Raw genomic sequence first — 18,215 nt, 5'->3', positions numbered from 1 at the left:
ACGAGTAGTTCGCCGCACTTTCCCGGGTCAAAGTTGCCTGATCTGCGGTTTCGGCACGACCCGGAGAGTCTCGGTGGCACACTCTGCGCTCAGATGAGCACGCCGAGGCTCACCACCGAGAGGTTCCCCATGGACGACACCCGCTCGCATCGGTTCACCCGGCTCCTCTCGACGATGGCCGTCACCGCCGCCATCGTCGCGAGCTCCGCCCTGAGTGGAGGCGGGGTCGCCTCGGCCGCACCACCGACGCCGACCCAAAAACTCTGCGGCCAGAGCACCGACGATCCCGCCACCGATAAGTCCCTGCTTCTCTGGGGAAAGGTGAAGGGCACCAAGCCCGGTCAGATCGGCGACAACATCGACGTCATTCAGCCGGGTCCCCAGTACCAGCCGAACCCGAAGTACGTGAAGTACTAAGCAATCCGTCGAGGTGGTGACCACAAAGGTCACAACGATGACTTCCTGCTCCTACCCACCAACCGGATCAGGGGCATCGAATGCCCCTATCTGTACAACGGTTCCGAGTTGAACCTGTGGAGCGCGGCGTGGCTGCAGGCGGGCAAATTGGTCGCCAAGAATCCCACTCGACCGATTGCGATAGGGGTGAACTCCGCCACGGCGCGCTCGCAAAACCAGCTGCACATTCATCTGGCGCAGGTGAATCCCACCACGCTGGCCGACCTGAGGGCGATCCCCAACCCGGAGACGCATCTGGACAACTGGACGAAGACCGACGTCGTCTTGAGGCTCAACAAGACCAAATCGAAGATCCCCCGGCACTTCCGCGTCGTCAAGTACACCGGCGGTCTGCCCGATCTGTTTCGTGTCCTGAAACGTCAGCTGCCCGCCACCGAGGACATGGCGGACCAATCGATCGGCGTGGTCGATGCCGGCCAGCCCAACACCTACTTCGTCCTCACCAGCAATCCGAAACTGGGTGGTGCCGGGACGGGACTGATGGACATGATCTACGGCTGGGGCGTCTGACCCTCGGCAGGATCAACGACAAAGGCGCCCGGCCACTTTCGTGACCGGGCGCCTTCGACTCAGTGAGTCAGTGAGTCAGAACGAGATCACTTGGTGATCTTGGTGACTCGACCCGCACCGACGGTGCGGCCACCCTCGCGGATGGCGAAACGCAGGCCCTCGTCCATGGCGACCGGCTGGATGAGCTTGACGCTCATCTCGGTGTTGTCGCCCGGCATGACCATCTCGGTGCCCTCGGGGAGGGTCACGACGCCGGTCACGTCCGTGGTACGGAAGTAGAACTGCGGACGGTAGTTGTTGAAGAACGGGGTGTGACGGCCGCCCTCGTCCTTGGACAGGATGTACGCCTGGCCCTCGAACTCGGTGTGCGGGGTCGTGGTGCCCGGCTTCACGATGACCTGACCGCGCTCGACGTCCTCACGCTTGAGGCCGCGGAGCAGCAGACCGGCGTTGTCGCCTGCCTGTGCCGAATCGAGGAGCTTGTGGAACATCTCGATACCGGTGACGGTGGTCTTGGTGCTCTTCTCGCGGATGCCGACGATCTCGACTTCCTCGTTCACGTTGACCTCGCCGCGCTCCACACGACCGGTGACCACGGTGCCGCGGCCGGTGATGGTGAAAACGTCCTCGACGGGCATGAGGAACGGCTTCTCGGTCTCGCGGACCGGGTCCGGGATCGACTCGTCGACGGCAGCCATGAGCTCTTCGACCGACTTGGTCCACTCGGGGTCACCCTCGAGGGCCTTGAGAGCCGAGACCTTGACGACCGGGGCTTCCTCGTCGAACTCCTGGGCGGCCAGCAGTTCGCGGACCTCCATCTCGACGAGCTCGATGATCTCGTCGTCGTCGACCATGTCGGCCTTGTTCAGGGCGACCAGGATGTAGGGCACACCGACCTGGCGGGCCAGCAGCACGTGCTCGCGGGTCTGCGGCATCGGGCCGTCGGTGGCGGCGACCACGAGGATCGCGCCGTCCATCTGGGCAGCACCGGTGATCATGTTCTTGATGTAGTCGGCGTGACCGGGGGCGTCGACGTGGGCGTAGTGACGCTTCTCGGTCTCGTACTCGACGTGCGAGATGTTGATCGTGATACCGCGAGCTTTTTCCTCGGGAGCCTTGTCGATCTGATCGAACGCGAAGCTCTTGTTGAGGTCCGGGTACTTGTCGTGCAGCACCTTGGTGATGGCCGCGGTCAGCGTGGTCTTGCCGTGGTCGACGTGACCGATGGTGCCGATGTTCACGTGCGGCTTGGTCCGCTCGAACTTCGCCTTCGCCACTTGATTGTCCTCCTGGACTTGTTGCTCTACTGGGCGGATCCCAGCAGGGGTTTTCTTCTTACGTTGGTGCGCAGAACTGGTCGGCGCATGTCGCTAGGACCGGATTTACTCGCCGGTGGCCTTCGCGATGATTTCCTTCGACACGTTCGCGGGAACCTCCGCGTACGAATCGAACACCATGGAGTAGTTTGCCCGGCCCTGGGTCTTCGACCGGAGGTCTCCGATGTAGCCGAACATCTCCGACAGCGGCACCTGTGCCTTCACGACACGCGCACCACTGCGCTCCTCCATGGCCTGGATCTGGCCACGGCGGGAGTTCAGGTCGCCGATCACGTCACCCATGTAGTCCTCGGGAGTCGTGACCTCGACGGCCATCAGGGGCTCGAGGATGACCGGACCGGCCATCCGCGCAGCTTCCTTCAGGGCCTGCGAGCCGGCGATCTTGAACGCCATCTCCGAGGAGTCGACGTCGTGGTACTGACCGTCGAGCAGGGTGACCTTCAGGTTCACCAGCGGGTATCCGGCGAGGACACCGTACTGCATGGCGTCCTGGGCACCGGCGTCCACCGACGGGATGTACTCGCGCGGGACGCGGCCACCGGTGACGGCGTTGGCGAACTCGTAGGTCGCACCGTCCTCGGCGTCCACCAGGGGCTCGAGCTTGATGATGACCTTCGCGAACTGGCCCGATCCACCGGTCTGCTTCTTGTGGGTGAACTCGTGCTTCTCGACCGTCTTGCGGATGGTCTCGCGGTAGGCCACCTGCGGCTTGCCGACGTTGGCCTCGACCTTGAACTCGCGCTTCATGCGGTCGACGAGGATGTCGAGGTGGAGCTCGCCCATACCGCCGATGACGGTCTGGCCGGTCTCCTCGTCGAGCTGGACCGAGAAGGTCGGATCCTCTTCGGCGAGCTTCTGGATCGCGGTGCCCAGCTTCTCCTGGTCGGACTTGGTCTTCGGCTCGATCGAGACGTTGATGACCGGGTCCGGGAAGCTCATGGACTCGAGCACGATCGGCGACGCCGAATCGCACAGGGTGTCACCGGTGGTGGTGTCCTTGAGACCGATCATCGCGTAGATGTGGCCCGCGGTGGCGTCCTCGACCGGGTTCTCCTTGTTGGCATGCATCTGGAAGAGCTTGCCGACGCGCTCCTTCTTGCCCTTGGTCGCGTTGAGCACCTGGGTGCCGGCGTTGATCTTGCCGGAGTACACGCGCACGAAGGTGAGCTTGCCGAAGAACGGGTGAGCCGCGATCTTGAACGCGAGAGCCGAGAACGGCTCGTCCGCGGACGGCTTGCGCGAGAGGATCTCCTCCTCGTCGCCCACGGCGTGACCCTCGACCGACGGCACGTCCAGCGGGGACGGCAGGTAGTCGATGATCGCGTCGAGCATGGGCTGCACGCCCTTGTTCTTGAACGCCGAGCCACAGATCACCGGGTAGAACTCACGGGCGATCGTGAGCTTGCGGATCGCGCCCTTGATCTCCTCGGTGGTCAGCTCTTCGCCGCCGAAGTACTTCTCGAGCAGTGCCTCGTCGGTCTCGGCGACCGTCTCGAGGAGCTTCTCGCGGTACTCCGCAGCCTGGTCGACCAGATCGGCGGGGATCTCCTCGATGGTCGGCGCAGCGCCGATCTCGACGGTTCCGCGCCAGGTGATCGCCTTCTGCTCGATGAGGTCGACGACGCCGTCGAAGTTGTCCTCGGCGCCGATCGGCAGCTGCAGGACCAGCGGCTTGGCGCCGAGGCGCTCCTCGATGGTGCGCACGGTGAAGAAGAAGTCCGCACCGAGCTTGTCCATCTTGTTGACGAAGCAGATACGCGGGACGTCGTACTTCTCCGCCTGACGCCAGACCTGCTCGGACTGCGGCTCGACGCCTTCCTTGCCGTCGAACACGGCGACCGCGCCGTCGAGCACGCGGAGGCTGCGCTCCACCTCGACGGTGAAGTCGACGTGGCCGGGGGTGTCGATGATGTTGATCTGGTTCTTGTTCCAGAAACACGTCACCGCCGCGGAGGTGATGGTGATCCCCCGCTCCTTCTCCTGCTCCATCCAGTCGGTGGTCGAGGCACCGTCGTGGGTTTCACCGATCTTGTAGTTCACACCGGTGTAGAAGAGGATTCGCTCGGTGGCGGTGGTCTTGCCGGCATCGATGTGGGCCATGATGCCGATGTTGCGAACCTTGTTCAGGTCGCTGAGCACTTCCTGTGCCATCAAGTTCCCTTCGGGAAGATTTCGGACTAAAGGCTGTCTTCACTTATCAGCCCCGGGCTCGCTGCGCTCGCCCCCACCCGAACGAGTTCGGGTGGACTGGGCGGCCGTCGCTTCGCGCCGAGCGCCCAGTACCCGGTTTGGGGTCGATTACCAGCGGTAGTGCGCGAACGCCCGGTTGGCCTCGGCCATCTTGTGGGTGTCCTCGCGGCGCTTCACCGAAGCACCGAGACCGTTGGACGCGTCCAGCAACTCGTTGGCGAGACGCTCGACCATGGTCTTCTCACGACGCTGGCGGCTGAAGCTGACGAGCCAGCGGAGCGCGAGGGTGTTGGCGCGGTTCGGCTTGACCTCGATCGGCACCTGGTAGGTGGCACCACCGACGCGGCGGCTCTTCACCTCGAGGGTGGGCTTCACGTTGTCGAGAGCGCGCTTGAGGGTGACGACCGGATCGGTGCCGGTCTTGTCGCGAGCCTGCTCGAGGGCGCCGTAGACGATGCGCTCGGCGGTCGACTTCTTGCCGTCCAGCAGGATCTTGTTGACCAGCTGGGTGACCAGCGGCGAACCGTAGACGGGATCGTTGATGAGGGGGCGCTTGGGAGCGGGTCCTTTACGTGGCATGACTTATCAGTTCCCCTTCTTGGCGCCGTAGCGGCTGCGAGCCTGCTTGCGGTCCTTGACACCCTGGGTGTCGAGCGAGCCGCGGATGATCTTGTAGCGCACACCCGGGAGGTCCTTCACACGACCGCCGCGGACGAGCACCATCGAGTGCTCCTGCAGGTTGTGGCCTTCGCCGGGGATGTAGGCGGTGACCTCGACCGAGCTGGTCAGGCGCACACGGGCGACCTTGCGCAGCGCCGAGTTCGGCTTCTTGGGGGTGGTGGTGTAGACGCGGGTGCACACGCCACGACGCTGCGGGCTTCCCTTGAGGGCCGCGGTCTTGGTCTTGGCAGCCTTGTCGTGACGGCCCTTGCGGACCAGCTGATTGATGGTTGGCACTAGGTGTTCGTTCCTCTTTGTCATCGGTTGTGGTTGGTGCTCCGGGCAAGCACGAAGTGGCTCGCAGGCCTGTTTTCGCGGCTTCCACAACTCGCCCCACCAGCACGTATGTGCTGGTCAGTACATTTTCGCTACCCCGAGGTCGGGCGTGTCATACACTCGACAGCGGATTCGCCTGTCAGCCCCTCTGCCGGCCGTACCCCGAGATGCTCGGCGGCTCGAGAGCCGTAGGGCAGGCATGCGGACTGGCCCAGCATGGGCCGGGCACCGACGATCCACTCTACCGATCGGGTTTACACAGGTCAAAAAACGGATCCTGCACGCAACCGGCAGGTGAACGGGTCGTGCACGATCGGGTCCGGGTCACGCTCGTGCTCGGCGTGCCCCTCTCACTTCTACACCGTGAAACCGCATGCGTCGAGGGCGCGAACCGCGGGTGCGACCATTCCGTCATCCGCGCTGCACGGGTCGCCTGAGCTGCTCGATCACGGGTGCGGACGGGCTCTCGGGGTCGCGCGGTCGCCGCGTCGGCGAGGACTGGCCGCCGAACCACCGATCGACGATCGTCGCCTGCCGTTCCACCTCGCCCCGGCGCGGCATGTGGTGGTTCTCACCGACATCGCGCACGCCGTACACGTCCTCGCCCAGTTCGTACCGGGCCTGGTCGCCCAGCGCATCGGCGAGGAACCCGGCAGGGGAACGGGCAGCGGCGATCTGCCAGGCGTGGACCAGTTCGTGGATGAGCAGCTGACCCGGCACCGGATATGCCCTGGTCCCCGGCCCCAGGGTCGCGTCGAGGTGCGACCCGAGATTGCAGAGGATGCGTCCGTCGACCGCTGGCACCGTGAATGCGCGCCCGCCCCGACCGGCGAGATCGGTGAGGACGACGTCATCGAGCCACGCCGCGTCCCCGAAGACCGCCACGCCCACGCTTCGCTCGGCCGGGGTCAACCCGCGATGACGCACGCGGCGGCGGATGACGTTCGACGTGACGAGGCCCGCGACCAGCACGACGACGAACCCGAGCGGGCCGAGCCAGATCGTCACCGGCACCAGGTGCACCGCGAGGAGCACACCTGCCGTGGCCGCCGGGGCGTCGCCGAATCGTCCTGCCCCGAGTCGGCGGGCGACGGAGAGCACCGTGCCGAGCAGGCGCCCGTAGGCCCGGGCGGCCGCGATGACCGGACGTCGCAGGCGCGTCGTGGACGCCGGGCGGGGCATCATTCCGGCGTCTGCGGCAGTTTCACCTTCGTCGCACCGGGCTTCGCCGGATTCGACGGCGGCGGGACCACCGGTCCGATGTCGTCATCGGGAGCCTCGTCCAGGTCGACGATGACCGGCGCGTGGTCACTCGGCTTGCTGCCCTTGCGTGCTTTCCGGTCGATCCAGGCGGCCGCGACGCGATCGGCAGCGGACGCTCCGGCGAGGATCAGGTCGATGCGCATCCCGAGGTCTTTGTGGAACATGCCGGCGCGGTAGTCCCAGTAGCTGAACACACGCTCGCCCGGCCACCGGTCCCGGACGACGTCGCGCAGGCCTATCGATTCGAAGGTGGCCAGCGCGGCCCGTTCCGCCGGAGTGACGTGGGTGTGTCCCACATACGCGGCGGGGTCGAACAGGTCGGCGTCGGCCGGCGCGATGTTCATGTCGCCGCACAGGAGTGTCGTGGTCGGGTCCTCCACGGCACGGGCCAGCGCCGCGAGCCACTCGAGTTTGTAGGTGTAGTGGTCCGAGTCCGGGGTCCGGCCGTTGGGCACGTACAGCGAGTGGATGCGGAGTCCGCCGCACACCGCCGACACCGCCCGTGCCTCCAGGGTCGACGGGTCGGGGTATCCGGGCATGCCGTCGAATCCGATCCGGACGTCGTCGAGTCCGACCCGCGACAACAGCGCCACCCCGTTCCACTGCCCCTGTCCGGCGTGCGCGACCTCGTATCCGCGGTCGGCGAGATCGGTGCCGAGTGACTCCTCGAACGCGGCGTCGGAGAGTTTGGTCTCCTGCAGGCACACCACGTCGGGTCGGCGCTCGTCGAGCCAGGGCAACAGGCGCGGGATGCGCTGCTTCACGGAGTTCACGTTCCAGGTCGCCACGCGCATGCGACCACGGTAGTACCCCGCCATCAGGGCCCGGCCACCGCCGATCGCGGACCCGGCCTTTCGTTGCACGGTGACATGTGTCACGTTGGTGGGTATCGACACGTTGCACCGCACCTCCGATTCGTCGCCCCGACGGCCCGTCATCGAGTCGTCGTGGCGTCGTTCGGAGCTGTCCGGGGTCCGCCCCGAGGACCGGACGCCGACGCAGGTCCAGGACATCGCTGCCGCCGACCCGCTGCTCGACGCCGCCCGCCCGGTCCTCGATGACGCCGCCGCCCGACTCGCCGACACCGATGTCTCGCTGCTGCTCGTCGACCACGAGTGCCGGATGGTGACGCGGGTGGCGTTCGGCACGACCGTGGAGCGCCGTCTCGACGCGATCGGCGCCTCGCCGGGCGTGCCGTTCGGCGAGGACGTCGTCGGGACGACGGCCCTCGGTACCCCGGCGGAGACCCGGGGCGGGATCGTCGTGAACAGCTCCGAGCACTACCTGGACCAGTTCAAGTCGATCAGTTGCTTCGGACAGCCGATCATCCATCCCGCGACCCGCAGGCTGGCCGGGATCATCTGCATGTCCGAGATCGCCGATCGCATCAACCCCTTGGCGATCCCGGTTGTCAACGGGATCGTCGCCGACATCGCCGACCGCCTGCTGGACCGGTCGCGAGCGCACCAGCGACGCGTCCTCGACGCGTTCCAGCGCGCCGCACCGCGTCGCGACCTCGCCGTCGCGGCCATCGGCGACGACCTCCAGCTCACGAATGCCCTTGCCGCCGAACTGCTCTCCCCCACCGACATCGGCGCGATGCGGATCGTCGCGACCGATCCCGCACTGCGCGCGACGGTACTGCCGCTGACCCTGGTGTCGGGCGCCGAGGTCGAGGTCGCCGTCGAACCCGTGCCGGGCGCCTGCGGCGCGGCGCTGTTCCGCTTCCGGCCGGTCAGCGAGCCGCCGCCGAGGCGGTCCGCGCCACCGACCGCCCCGTCCCGCACCAGCGTCGCGATCACCGGCGAACCGGGGACCGGACGCAGCACCCACGCCGCTGCGCTCGCCGCCGAAGCCGATTCGCCACCGGTGATCGTCGATGTCGCCGACGAGATCATCAGCGGTCGTCGCCCCGACATCCCCGCGTTCGTCGGACGCGCCCGATCGATGAGCACGACCCTGGTGATCGACGGCGTCGACCTCCTCGACCTGCAGTCGGTCGCCCTACTCGGGCGCGTGGCGGTGTCGAGCTCGCCGGAGTCGCCGCTGATCGTCGTCGGCGGGCCGCGCGACCAGGCGAGTCCGGGAGTCGCCGCACTCCTCGCCCGGTGCGCCACACGGGTCGATCTCGCTCCACTACGTCATCGGACCTCGGAGCTGGCGTCGATCGCGAGCAGCGCACTGACAGACATCGACCCGGAGCTCACGCTGTCCGGACTGGCGACGGACGCCCTGCTGTGCGACGACTGGCCGGGCAACCTCACCGAGCTCAACTCGGTGCTCCGGCAGGCCGCCCTGGCGTGCCGAGCGCGCGCCGCGCGGGTCGTCGAACCCGCCGACCTGCCACCCGCCTATCGGACGACCAGCCGGGCCGCGCACCTGTCCGGCCGAGAGCAGGCCGAGCGCACCGCGATCGTCGAAGCGCTGGACCGTGCCCGGGGCAACAAGGTGCATGCCGCAAGGGATCTCGGCATCAGCCGGACGACGCTGTACTCGCGGATGCGCGCACTGGACATCTGAGCGCGCCGGCTACTCCGGCACCGTGGTGCGGGGCACCGGGTCCCGCAGCGTCTGCCGTGCGAGCGCCGCGATGAGGTCGGTCCGGGTCACGATGCCGACCAGGGTGTGCCCCTCCAACACCGGGACCGCGTCGCATCCGCTCTCGGCGAGCAGCGGCAACAGCGCCCCGACCGGCGTGCCCGGGGTCGCGACGGCCGGTTCCGCCGACATCACGTCCGCGGCGCACAACTCGACGTCGTCCGAACGCATCAACCGCCGCACGAGATGGATCTGGAACACCACACCGACGAACATGCCGTCGTCCGACGTCACCGGCAGCGAGGTGAAGCCGTACTCGTCGAAGTGGACGGCGACGTCTCGCAGCGGCGTCTCGGGGTTCACGGTCACCAGGTCTCGGGACATCACGTCCGTCGCGGCGAGCGGGCCCGCGCGATGACCGGCAGCCTGCAATTCGGCGGCCCCGATCAGTCTCGCGAGGTCGGCGACACCGAGGTTGAGCGACTGCTCGTACCGGTCGAGGATGCCGGTCAGTTCGTCCTCGTCCAGACCCAGCCGCGCAGCGGGCGGGGGCGCCGCGTCGAACCGGCGATACGTGTAACGCCGCCCGGTCAACCGTGCGTATCCGGCGGCGAGGACCACCAGCAGGAGTGTGCCCGCGAGGACGGGCGCGAGGACGAACCGGAACCCCAGCGACTGGATCGTCTCCGGACTGAGCGCGGCTGTCATCGCCACCGCGCCGGCAGGCGGATGGACCGCGTGGCACCCGATCATCAAGGCCACGGACAGACCGACCGCGAGCGCCACCCGAAGCGCGGGCTGGCCGATGGTGAGGGTGGTCGCCACCCCCACGACCGCCGACACCGCGTTGCCGACGGTCGCGGGCCACGGCTGCGCCAACGGACTGTTCGGCGCGGCGAAGACGAGCACGGCGGTCGCCCCGAACGGCGCGATCAGGAAGAGTCCGAGCCGCAGGTCGACCCCCGACGCGGCGAGCACCAGACCGACGAGTCCGAGCGCCACCCCGGCCCCTGCTCCCGCCCGGAGGGCCTCACGGATCGACATACCCCCGGTCACCGGGCCGAGGCCACGCAGGGCGGCGCCGACCCTGCCCGCTGGGCGCACGTTCACTCTGCTCCTCCGAAGGTCCCTGACTTGTCCGGCGTCTCACGGTAGCCACGCGGTGACGGCCGGTCGCCGCGACCCCTGTACAGCCCAGGTGTTCAGTTTCTGGACACGGCGACATGTCGGAACGGTGAGAGAAATAAGTCAGGTCGAATATGACCGAGATCACTCCACCGACCACATCACCGCCGGCACCACGCCAACCAGGAGGCCACATGACCGCCGTCGTTCCCGACACCGCCCTGCATGAGCGCGTTCGCGATTTCATCTCCGCCGACCGTCCGATGCTGATCGGCGGCGAGTGGGTGTGGTCGGCCTCGGGCCGCACCTTCGAGACCATCGATCCCGCGACGGCGCGTCCGCTCACCTCGGTCGCCCACGGCGACGCGGCCGACATCGACCGCGCGGTCCGCGCCGCGCGCCAGGCCTTCGACGACGGCCCGTGGACCCGGATGAAGCCGAATGAACGCGAACGCCTGCTGTGGCGGGTCGGCGACATCCTCACCGAACGCGCCGAGGAGTTCGGCCAGTTGGAGGCGCTCGACAACGGCAAGGCGGCCACCATCGCCGCCGCGGTCGACACCAACTGGTCGGCCGACATCTTCCGCTACAACGCGGGCCTCGCCACCAAGATCACCGGCTCGACGGTCGACGTCTCGATGCCGTTCGTGCCCGGCGGCGAGTTCCACGCGTACACCCTGCGCGAGCCGGTCGGAGTCTGCGGCCTGATCGTGCCGTGGAACTTCCCGCTCCTGATGGCCGCGTTCAAGCTGGCCCCCGCATTGGCGGCCGGCAACACCGTCATCCTCAAGCCGGCCGAACAGACCCCGCTGACGGCCCTGCTCCTCGGCGAGGTGTTCCAAGAGGCCGGCTTCCCACCGGGCGTGGTCAACATCGTCACCGGTTACGGCGAGGCCGGCGCGGCGCTCGCCGCGCACGACGACGTCGACAAGATCGCGTTCACCGGCTCGACGGAGGTCGGCAAGAAGATCGTCGACGCCGCGAAGGGCAACCTCAAGAAGGTGTCGCTGGAACTCGGCGGCAAGAGCCCCAACATCGTGTTCGCCGACGCCGACTTCGAGAAGGCGGTCGCCGGGTCGGTCGCGGCCTGGATGTTCAACCACGGACAGTGCTGTGTCGCCGGAACACGTCTCTTCGTCGAGCGGCCGATCTTCGACGACTTCACCGCGGCCGTCGCGGAGGCGGCCTCGCAGGCCAAGATCGGACCCGGCCTCGACCCGTCGACCGAACTCGGACCGCTGGTCAGCCAAGAGCAGTTCGATCGCGTCTCGGGGTACCTGGCGGCGGGCCTCGCCGACGGCGCACGGGCGCTGACGGGCGGAAAGCGTTGGGGCGACGAGGGATTCTTCATCGAACCGACCGTCTTCGTCGACGTCGACCCGAGTTTCTCGATCGTGCAGGAGGAGATCTTCGGTCCCGTCGTCGCCGCCATGCCCTTCGATGCCGACACCGGGGTCGCGGCCGCGGCCAACGACTCCATCTACGGTCTCGCAGCAGGCATCTGGACCACGGATCTGTCCAAGGCGCACCGGACGGCCCGACAGATCAAGGCCGGTTCGGTCTGGGTGAACCAGTACAACGGCTTCGACACCGCGATGCCGTTCGGCGGTTACAAGCAGTCGGGATGGGGGCGCGAACTCGGCTCGTCGGCCATCGAGCTCTACACCCAGACCAAGGCCGTCAACATCTCGCTCTGACCCCCATCCGCCCTCGAGTACACCCAAGGAGCACGATTTCATGTCTCTCACCACCAAGGCAGCCGTCCTCACCGGACCCGGAAAGCCGTTCGAGATCGTCGAACTCGACCTCGACGAGCCCCGCGAAGGCGAGGTGCTGATCAAGTACACCGCGGCCGGCCTGTGCCACTCCGACCTTCACCTGACCGACGGCGACCTCCCGCCCCGCTATCCGATCGTGGGCGGCCACGAGGGTTCGGGGATCATCGAGGCGGTCGGCCCGGGCGTCACCAAGGTCAAGCCCGGCGACCACGTGGTCTGCAGCTTCATCCCCAACTGCGGCACCTGCCGCTACTGCTCCACCGGCCGGCAGAACCTCTGCGACATGGGCGCCACCATCCTCGAGGGATCGATGCCCGATGGCACATTCCGATTCCACGGTGGCGGTGACGATTTCGGAGCCATGTGCATGCTCGGCACGTTCGCCGAACGCGCGACGATCTCGCAGCACTCGGTCGTCAAGGTCGACGAGTGGTTGCCGCTCGACAAGGCAGTGCTCGTCGGTTGCGGCGTGCCCTCGGGCTGGGGCACCTCGGTGTACGCGGGCGGCGTACGTGCCGGCGACACCGTGGTGATCTACGGCATCGGCGGCCTGGGCATCAACGCGGTGCAGGGCGCGGTGTCGGCCGGGGCCAAATACGTCGTGGTGGTCGACCCGGTCGCGCTCAAGCGCGACACGGCGCTCAAATTCGGTGCAACACATGCCTTCGCCGACGCCGCCGAGGCCGCGGAGAAGGTCAACGAACTGACCTGGGGGCAGGGTGCCGACCAGGCCCTCATCCTCGTCGGCACGGTCGACGCGGAGGTCGTGGCCAACGCGACCGCCGTCGTGGGCAAGGGCGGGACGGTCGTCATCACCGGTCTTGCCGATCCGACGAAGCTGACCGTGCAGGTCTCCGGAACCGATCTGACCCTGAACCAGAAAACCATCAAGGGCAGTCTGTTCGGCTCGGCCAATCCGCAGTACGACATCGTCAAACTGCTGCGCCTGTACGACGCGGGGCAGCTCAAGCTCGACGAACTGGTCACGCAGACCTACACCCTCGACCAGGTCAACGAGGGGTACCAGGATCTGCGGGACGGCAAGAACATCCGCGGGGTCATCATCCACGCGGAGTGAATACCCGGTCGGTTCGCCCGAGGTGCCGTCTCCCTCGGGCGAACCGGCCACCCACGTCGCGGCGACGATGCCGGGCCCGACGAGGGACAGAAGTGCTTGAATCGTCGGTGTGACCGCGACCTGGTGGATACGACTGCTCCGCATCGCCTTTGCCGCCCTGGGCGTCACCGCGCTCGTGTATCAGGCGGTGCTGCGCTACGGCGACGCGGGCTTCACGCTCGCGAACTTCTTCAGCTACTTCACGGTGCTGAGCAACATCTTCGCCGCGCTCGTCCTGCTCGTCGGCGGACTGCTGGCCCCGGCAACCCCGGCATGGGAGTGGTGCCGTGGGGCGGCGACCACCTGCATGGTCATCACCGGGATCGTCTACGCCTTACTGCTGCAGGGCATCGACGTCGACGTCACCTACGCCTGGGTGAACGACGTGCTGCATCGCGTCATCCCGCTGGTGATGCTCGTGGACTGGATCGTGGTGCGTGCCCGGCGACTCCCCGAACGGGCGTGGCTGTCCTGGCTGACCATCCCGCTCGTGTACGGCGTCTACACGTTGATCCGCGGGCCGCTCGCGGACTGGTATCCCTACCCGTTCATCGATCCGCGTGGACAGGGTCATCTGTCGATGACGATCTCGCTCGTCGTCGTGTTCGTCGGCATGGCCTTCATGTCGTTCGGCGTCTACTGGGTCGGCACCCGCGGTCGGCGACCCGATGCGCCGGGGCCCGGACACCCCGCCGCCGAACGCGGTTAGTCCGCGCCCGGCGGGTCCGCGGGCTCGCTCCCGAACGCCGCGACGAGCTGCGCCGACCAGGTGTCGACGACCAGCGCACGCCGGGCGGAGTCATCGGACAGCGTGTCCGCCAGGCCGAGTCCGCGCGCCATGTCCAGAGTTGCCTGCACCAGTCGGCAACCGGTCTCGTCGTCCGGGGCCACCCCCATCGCGGCCATCGTCCGCTGATGGGCCGCGCGGGCGAACTTGGCCTCGAGTGGCAGGATGAGCCGCCGCAGTGCCGGGTCGGACGCGGCGGCGGCCCAGACCTGGAGTGCTGCCTTGAATTCGGTGCCGGTATAGACGTCGACGGCCCGCTGGACGGCACGGATGACCCGGTCCGGGGTCACTTCGTCGGCCGCCTCCGGCGATGCGTGCGGATCCCCGACGGCAGCGCGGGTCATGTCCTCGAAGACCTGCTCGAGTGCCGCGGTGATGAGGGCTTCGCGCGTCGGGAAGTGATGTTGCGCCGCACCGCGGGACACGCCGGCACGTTCGGCGACCGCGGCCACGGTCGCGGCGGCCCAGCCGTCCGCGGCCAGCGCGTCGACCGTGGACCGCAACAGGCGCTCGCGGGTCAACCGCGAGCGTTCCTGTTGCGGGGAGCGGGTGTTCGCCGACGACGTGGTCACCGCGAGCCTCAGTAGGACTTCGGCAGCCCGAGGCTGGTCTGCGCGACGAAGTTGAGGATCATCTCCCGGCTCACCGGGGCGATGCGGGCGATCCGGGCGAGGCTCAGCATCGGCGCCAGTCCGTACTCGGTGGTCAGACCGTTGCCGCCCAGGGAGTGCACGGCCTGGTCGACGACCTTCACACAGGCCTCGGCGGCCGCGTACTTCGCCATGTTGGCCGGCTCCGCGGCGCCCCAGTCGTCGCCGGCGTCGTAGAGGGTCGCGGCCTTCTGCATCATCAGCTTGGCCATCTCGAGCTCGACCTTGCCCTGGGCGAGCGGGTGCGCGATCGCCTGGTGCGCACCGATCGGCGTCTTCCACACCGTGCGCTCCTTCACGTACGACACCGCCTTGTCGAGCGCGAACCGGCCCATCCCGACGGCCGACGCCGCGGCCATGATGCGTTCCGGATTGAGCCCGGCGAACAGTTGACTCAGGGCAGCGTCCTCGGAGCCGACGAGCACGTCGGCGGGCAATCGCACATCGTCGAGGAAGAGCTGGAACTGCTTCTCTGGGTTCTGCAGTTCCATGTCGATCATCGTGTACGAGAAGTTCTCGGAGTCGGTGGGGACGATGAAGAGCGCGGGCTTGAGGTTGCCGGTCTTCGCGTCTTCGGTGCGGGCGACGATCAACACGGCCTGCGCCTGGTCGACGCCGGAGATGTAGACCTTCTGGCCGGTGAGCAACCAGTCCGAGCCGTCCCGACGGGCCGTGGTGGTGATCTGGTGGGAATTGGAGCCGGCATCGGGTTCGGTGATACCGAACGCCATCGTGATCGACCCGTCGGCGAGACCCGGCAGCCACCGCTGCTTCTGCTCGTCGGTGCCGAAACGCGCGATGACGTTGCCGCAGATGGCCGGTGAGACGACGAGCATCAGCAGTCCGGTGCCCGATGCGGCGATCTCCTCCATCACGATGGCGAGCTCGTACATACCGGCACCGCCGCCGCCGTACTCCTCGGGGAGATTGACCCCGATGAAGCCGAGCTTGCCCGCCTCGGCCCACAACTCGTCGGTCTTGCGGCCGGTGCGCGCGCACTCACGGAAGTACTCCTGTCCGTACTTCGCGGCGAGTCCGGCGACCGCCGCGCGCAGCTCGGCGCGTTCGGTGGTCTCCACGAACGGATTGGTGTCCACGGTCATGTCGATGCTCCCTGTCTCGGTCTTCGATGTGGTTCGGCGGCAGACGGTTTCGGCGCCGGTCAGGCCTGGTAGCCGAGCCGTTTGGCGGCCAGTCCGTTGAGGATCTCGGTGGTGCCGCCACCGATTCCGATGATGCGCATGTCGCGGTATTGCCGTTCGACCTCGGTGCCGGTCATGTAACCGAGGCCGCCGTGCAGCTGAACGGCTTTGTTGGCCACCCACTCCCCCGCCTCGACCGCGGTGTTCTTGGCGAAGCACACCTCGGCGATGAGGTCGTCGGTGGAGCTGACCTTCCGTTCGACGAGGGCCCGCGTGTAGGTGCGGGCGATGTCGATGCGGCGTGCCATCTCGATCAGGGTGTCCTGCACCGACTGCCGGGCGATGATGGGTTTGCCGAAGGTCTCACGGTCGCGCGCCCACTGCAGGGTGAGGTCGAGGCAGCGTTGCGCACTGGCGTACGCCTGCACCGCCAGACCGGACCGTTCGGTGACGAAAGCGGTTGCTATCTGCGCGAATCCGGAGTTCTCCGGTCCGACCAGGTTGGTGACCGGCACCCGCGCATCGACGAAGGACAGTTCCGCGGTGTCGGAACTGCGCCACCCCATCTTGTCCAGTTTCCGGGTGACCTCGAAACCGGGTGTGCCCTTTTCGACGACGAGCAGTGAGACGCCCGCGGCTCCCGGCCCTCCGGTGCGGACGGCGACGACGACGAAGTCGGCGCGGACCGCGGAGGTGATGTAGGTCTTGGAACCGTTGACGACGTAGTGGTCCCCGTCGCGCTCGGCCTTCGTCGTCAGGTGGCCGACGTCGCTTCCGCCGCCGGGTTCGGTGATCGCCAGACTTCCGATCTTCTCGCCCGCGAGCGTGGGCCGCACCCACCGGTCGATCTGGTCGGGGTCGCCGGCGGCGATCAGGTGCGGCAGGGCGATGCCGTGGGTGAACAGCGACGCGAAGACGCCACCGGCCGCGCCGGCGTAGTGGAGTTCCTCGCCGAGGATCGTGCTGTCGATCAGATCACCGCCGGAGCCACCCACTTCCTCGGGGACCCCGAGCCCGAACAGACCCAGTTTGGCCGCCTCGATGTGCAGTTCACGGGGGATGGCACCCTCGCGCTCCCAGTCGTCCTGGAACGGGAGGATGTGTTTGTCGACGAATCGGCGCACGGTGGAACGCAGTTCGAGGCGTTCGGGTGTCTCCCAGATCGGACTGGCGATGGGCATCGTGTTCTCCTGTCGGACTGCGTGCGACTGCGTGCTGCTGCGATCGGACGATTCGGCGGCGTCTGGGGGTCGGTGGACGTCAGCGGCGGACGGTGACGACGACGGGCGTCTCAGCTCGCCCGCGGTTCGCGACCAGGCCCGGGCGGACCTGCGAAACACTGTGCGATCCCCGACCATTCGACCGCGTCGGGTCCGATGAGGTCGAGGTCGAGGTCGGTGAGTGCGCGGCGCTGGGTCACCAGGAAGCAGAAGTCGAGTGCCGGCCCGCGCACGCTGTTCGACGCGTCGTCCGGGCCCCAGGTCCAGATCTCGCCCGACGGCGCGGTGAGCGCGTAGTGGAACGGCTCGGCCGGCGGCGTACGGCCGTTGACGATGTAGGCGAAGTCGCGTGTGCGGACACCGATGTGGGCGACGCTGCGGATCCGATCGGTCGGCACGACGGGAACACCGAGGGCGTCGGCGACATCGAGGCCGTGTGCCCATGTCTCCATCAGGCGCGCGGTCGCCATCGACGCCGCGGACATCGGTGGCCCGAACCACGGGATCTTGACGCCGGCCGGTACCTCGCGCAGCGCGTCGGCGAGACGGTCGCGCGCCGCCCGCCACCCGGCCAGGATCTCGTCGGCCGGCGCGGCGGCCCCCGCTTCGGCGGCGTCGTCGACATAGGTCGCCGCACCGCTCGCCGCCTCGGAGAGCAAGGCGCCGAACCGGTCCGGGTCGGTGGCCGCGATCGCCGCCACCTCGTCGGTCCACGCCAGATGCGCGATCTGGTGCGCGATCGTCCACCCCGGCGCCGGCGTCGGGGTGGCCCAGCCCGCATCGTCGAGACCCGCGACGAGCGTGTCGAGCTGCGCGGATTCGGCTTCGAGGTCGGCGACGACGCCGATCACGGCTGCTTGTCCCTCAGGCATGCGATCACCCTCACACACGGCATCAGAAGAATCAAGCGCGCTTGATTGTTTTTGATAAGCAACACCGCCGTTTGAGCCGGCCGAGCCCCACCGCTGGTTTCAGTGTCAGGGTTGTCTAGCCACTTCGGTGGTGGTTGGGTTCTGACCATCAGGCATCTGGCTCTACCGCTGGTTACCGCCCCTGGCTGTATTGGGCTGGTGTTGGCTCATTGT

Annotated in this window: 17 protein-coding genes; 6 read left to right on the top strand and 11 right to left on the bottom strand. The window is 67.6% G+C overall.

Annotation, left to right across the window (positions count from 1 at the left end):
• Positions 1-93 precede the first annotated feature (93 nt).
• Complete coding sequence (locus JW364_RS24185; RefSeq protein WP_231742461.1) at positions 94-417, top strand: hypothetical protein; 324 nt, start codon at positions 94-96, stop codon at positions 415-417.
• Between the two features lie 3 nt (positions 418-420).
• Entirely contained in the window at positions 421-987 is a 567-nt protein-coding gene (locus JW364_RS24180; RefSeq protein WP_259937125.1) for a CDP-diacylglycerol diphosphatase, read from the top strand.
• Positions 988-1,073: 86 nt separating this feature from the next.
• Here the strand turns inward: JW364_RS24180 and tuf are convergent, their stop codons facing one another.
• The 6 genes from tuf to JW364_RS13795 all read right to left on the bottom strand — a co-directional run bounded on the left by tuf (position 1,074) and on the right by JW364_RS13795 (position 7,567).
• Positions 1,074-2,264, bottom strand: a complete 1,191-nt coding sequence (tuf, locus tag JW364_RS13820) for an elongation factor Tu (RefSeq protein WP_004020593.1) — start codon at positions 2,262-2,264, stop codon at positions 1,074-1,076.
• Positions 2,265-2,369: 105 nt separating this feature from the next.
• A complete protein-coding gene (fusA, locus tag JW364_RS13815; RefSeq protein ID WP_065629671.1) occupies positions 2,370-4,475 on the bottom strand; it encodes an elongation factor G in 2,106 nt (701 codons plus the stop codon).
• A gap of 147 nt (positions 4,476-4,622) precedes the next feature.
• On the bottom strand, positions 4,623-5,093 hold the full coding sequence (gene rpsG / locus JW364_RS13810) for a 30S ribosomal protein S7 (RefSeq protein ID WP_004020595.1): 471 nt from the start codon (positions 5,091-5,093) through the stop codon (positions 4,623-4,625).
• 6 nt (positions 5,094-5,099) lie between these two features.
• Positions 5,100-5,471: a 30S ribosomal protein S12 gene (rpsL, locus tag JW364_RS13805; protein WP_004020596.1), complete on the bottom strand. Its 372-nt coding sequence runs from the start codon at positions 5,469-5,471 to the stop codon at positions 5,100-5,102.
• Between the two features lie 450 nt (positions 5,472-5,921).
• Positions 5,922-6,695 (bottom strand): hypothetical protein, encoded by a 774-nt coding sequence (locus JW364_RS13800; RefSeq protein ID WP_240199098.1) that lies wholly within the window; start codon positions 6,693-6,695, stop codon positions 5,922-5,924.
• Entirely contained in the window at positions 6,692-7,567 is an 876-nt protein-coding gene (locus JW364_RS13795; RefSeq protein ID WP_205333729.1) for an exodeoxyribonuclease III, read from the bottom strand. The genes JW364_RS13800 and JW364_RS13795 overlap by 4 nt, the downstream gene beginning before the upstream one ends.
• A gap of 88 nt (positions 7,568-7,655) precedes the next feature.
• Here JW364_RS13795 and JW364_RS13790 point away from each other — a divergent pair, with 88 nt between their 5' ends.
• A complete protein-coding gene (locus JW364_RS13790) occupies positions 7,656-9,293 on the top strand; it encodes a helix-turn-helix domain-containing protein (protein WP_205333711.1) in 1,638 nt (545 codons plus the stop codon).
• A 9-nt stretch (positions 9,294-9,302) separates the two neighbouring features.
• On the opposite strand, the gene JW364_RS13785 is transcribed toward JW364_RS13790, so the two are convergent.
• Positions 9,303-10,421, bottom strand: coding sequence for an HPP family protein (locus JW364_RS13785; RefSeq protein WP_205333710.1), 1,119 nt, complete (start codon positions 10,419-10,421; stop codon positions 9,303-9,305).
• 209 nt (positions 10,422-10,630) lie between these two features.
• Between JW364_RS13785 and JW364_RS13780 the strand changes: the two genes are divergently transcribed.
• The 3 genes from JW364_RS13780 (at position 10,631) to JW364_RS13770 (ending at position 14,040) form a co-directional block, all read left to right on the top strand.
• Positions 10,631-12,133 (top strand): aldehyde dehydrogenase family protein, encoded by a 1,503-nt coding sequence (locus JW364_RS13780; RefSeq protein ID WP_065629673.1) that lies wholly within the window; start codon positions 10,631-10,633, stop codon positions 12,131-12,133.
• Positions 12,134-12,173: 40 nt separating this feature from the next.
• Positions 12,174-13,292, top strand: coding sequence for an NDMA-dependent alcohol dehydrogenase (locus JW364_RS13775; RefSeq protein WP_058252381.1), 1,119 nt, complete (start codon positions 12,174-12,176; stop codon positions 13,290-13,292).
• A gap of 109 nt (positions 13,293-13,401) precedes the next feature.
• The gene (locus tag JW364_RS13770) at positions 13,402-14,040 is read left to right on the top strand and encodes a Pr6Pr family membrane protein (protein ID WP_205333709.1); all 639 of its coding nucleotides are present in this window, start codon (positions 13,402-13,404) and stop codon (positions 14,038-14,040) included.
• On the opposite strand, the gene JW364_RS13765 is transcribed toward JW364_RS13770, so the two are convergent.
• The 4 genes from JW364_RS13765 to JW364_RS13750 all read right to left on the bottom strand — a co-directional run bounded on the left by JW364_RS13765 (position 14,037) and on the right by JW364_RS13750 (position 18,002).
• Positions 14,037-14,690 carry a TetR/AcrR family transcriptional regulator gene (locus JW364_RS13765; RefSeq protein WP_205333708.1) on the bottom strand — a complete coding sequence of 218 codons (654 nt, stop codon included), beginning with the start codon at positions 14,688-14,690 and terminating at the stop codon, positions 14,037-14,039. The two genes, JW364_RS13770 and JW364_RS13765, sit on opposite strands and share 4 nt — an antisense overlap.
• A gap of 8 nt (positions 14,691-14,698) precedes the next feature.
• The gene (locus JW364_RS13760) at positions 14,699-15,871 is read right to left on the bottom strand and encodes an acyl-CoA dehydrogenase family protein (RefSeq protein WP_205333707.1); all 1,173 of its coding nucleotides are present in this window, start codon (positions 15,869-15,871) and stop codon (positions 14,699-14,701) included.
• A gap of 59 nt (positions 15,872-15,930) precedes the next feature.
• Positions 15,931-17,091 (bottom strand): acyl-CoA dehydrogenase family protein, encoded by a 1,161-nt coding sequence (locus JW364_RS13755; protein WP_205333706.1) that lies wholly within the window; start codon positions 17,089-17,091, stop codon positions 15,931-15,933.
• A gap of 110 nt (positions 17,092-17,201) precedes the next feature.
• Positions 17,202-18,002, bottom strand: a complete 801-nt coding sequence (locus JW364_RS13750; protein WP_205333705.1) for a TIGR03084 family metal-binding protein — start codon at positions 18,000-18,002, stop codon at positions 17,202-17,204.
• Positions 18,003-18,215 lie beyond the last annotated feature (213 nt).

Origin of the sequence: Gordonia sp. BP-119, from assembly GCF_016924115.1 — a bacterium.
GTDB classification, from domain to species: Bacteria; Actinomycetota; Actinomycetes; order Mycobacteriales; family Mycobacteriaceae; genus Gordonia; species Gordonia hongkongensis.
Note: the sequence above shows the minus strand (reverse complement) of the source record. Positions and strands in the feature narration are given on the sequence as shown.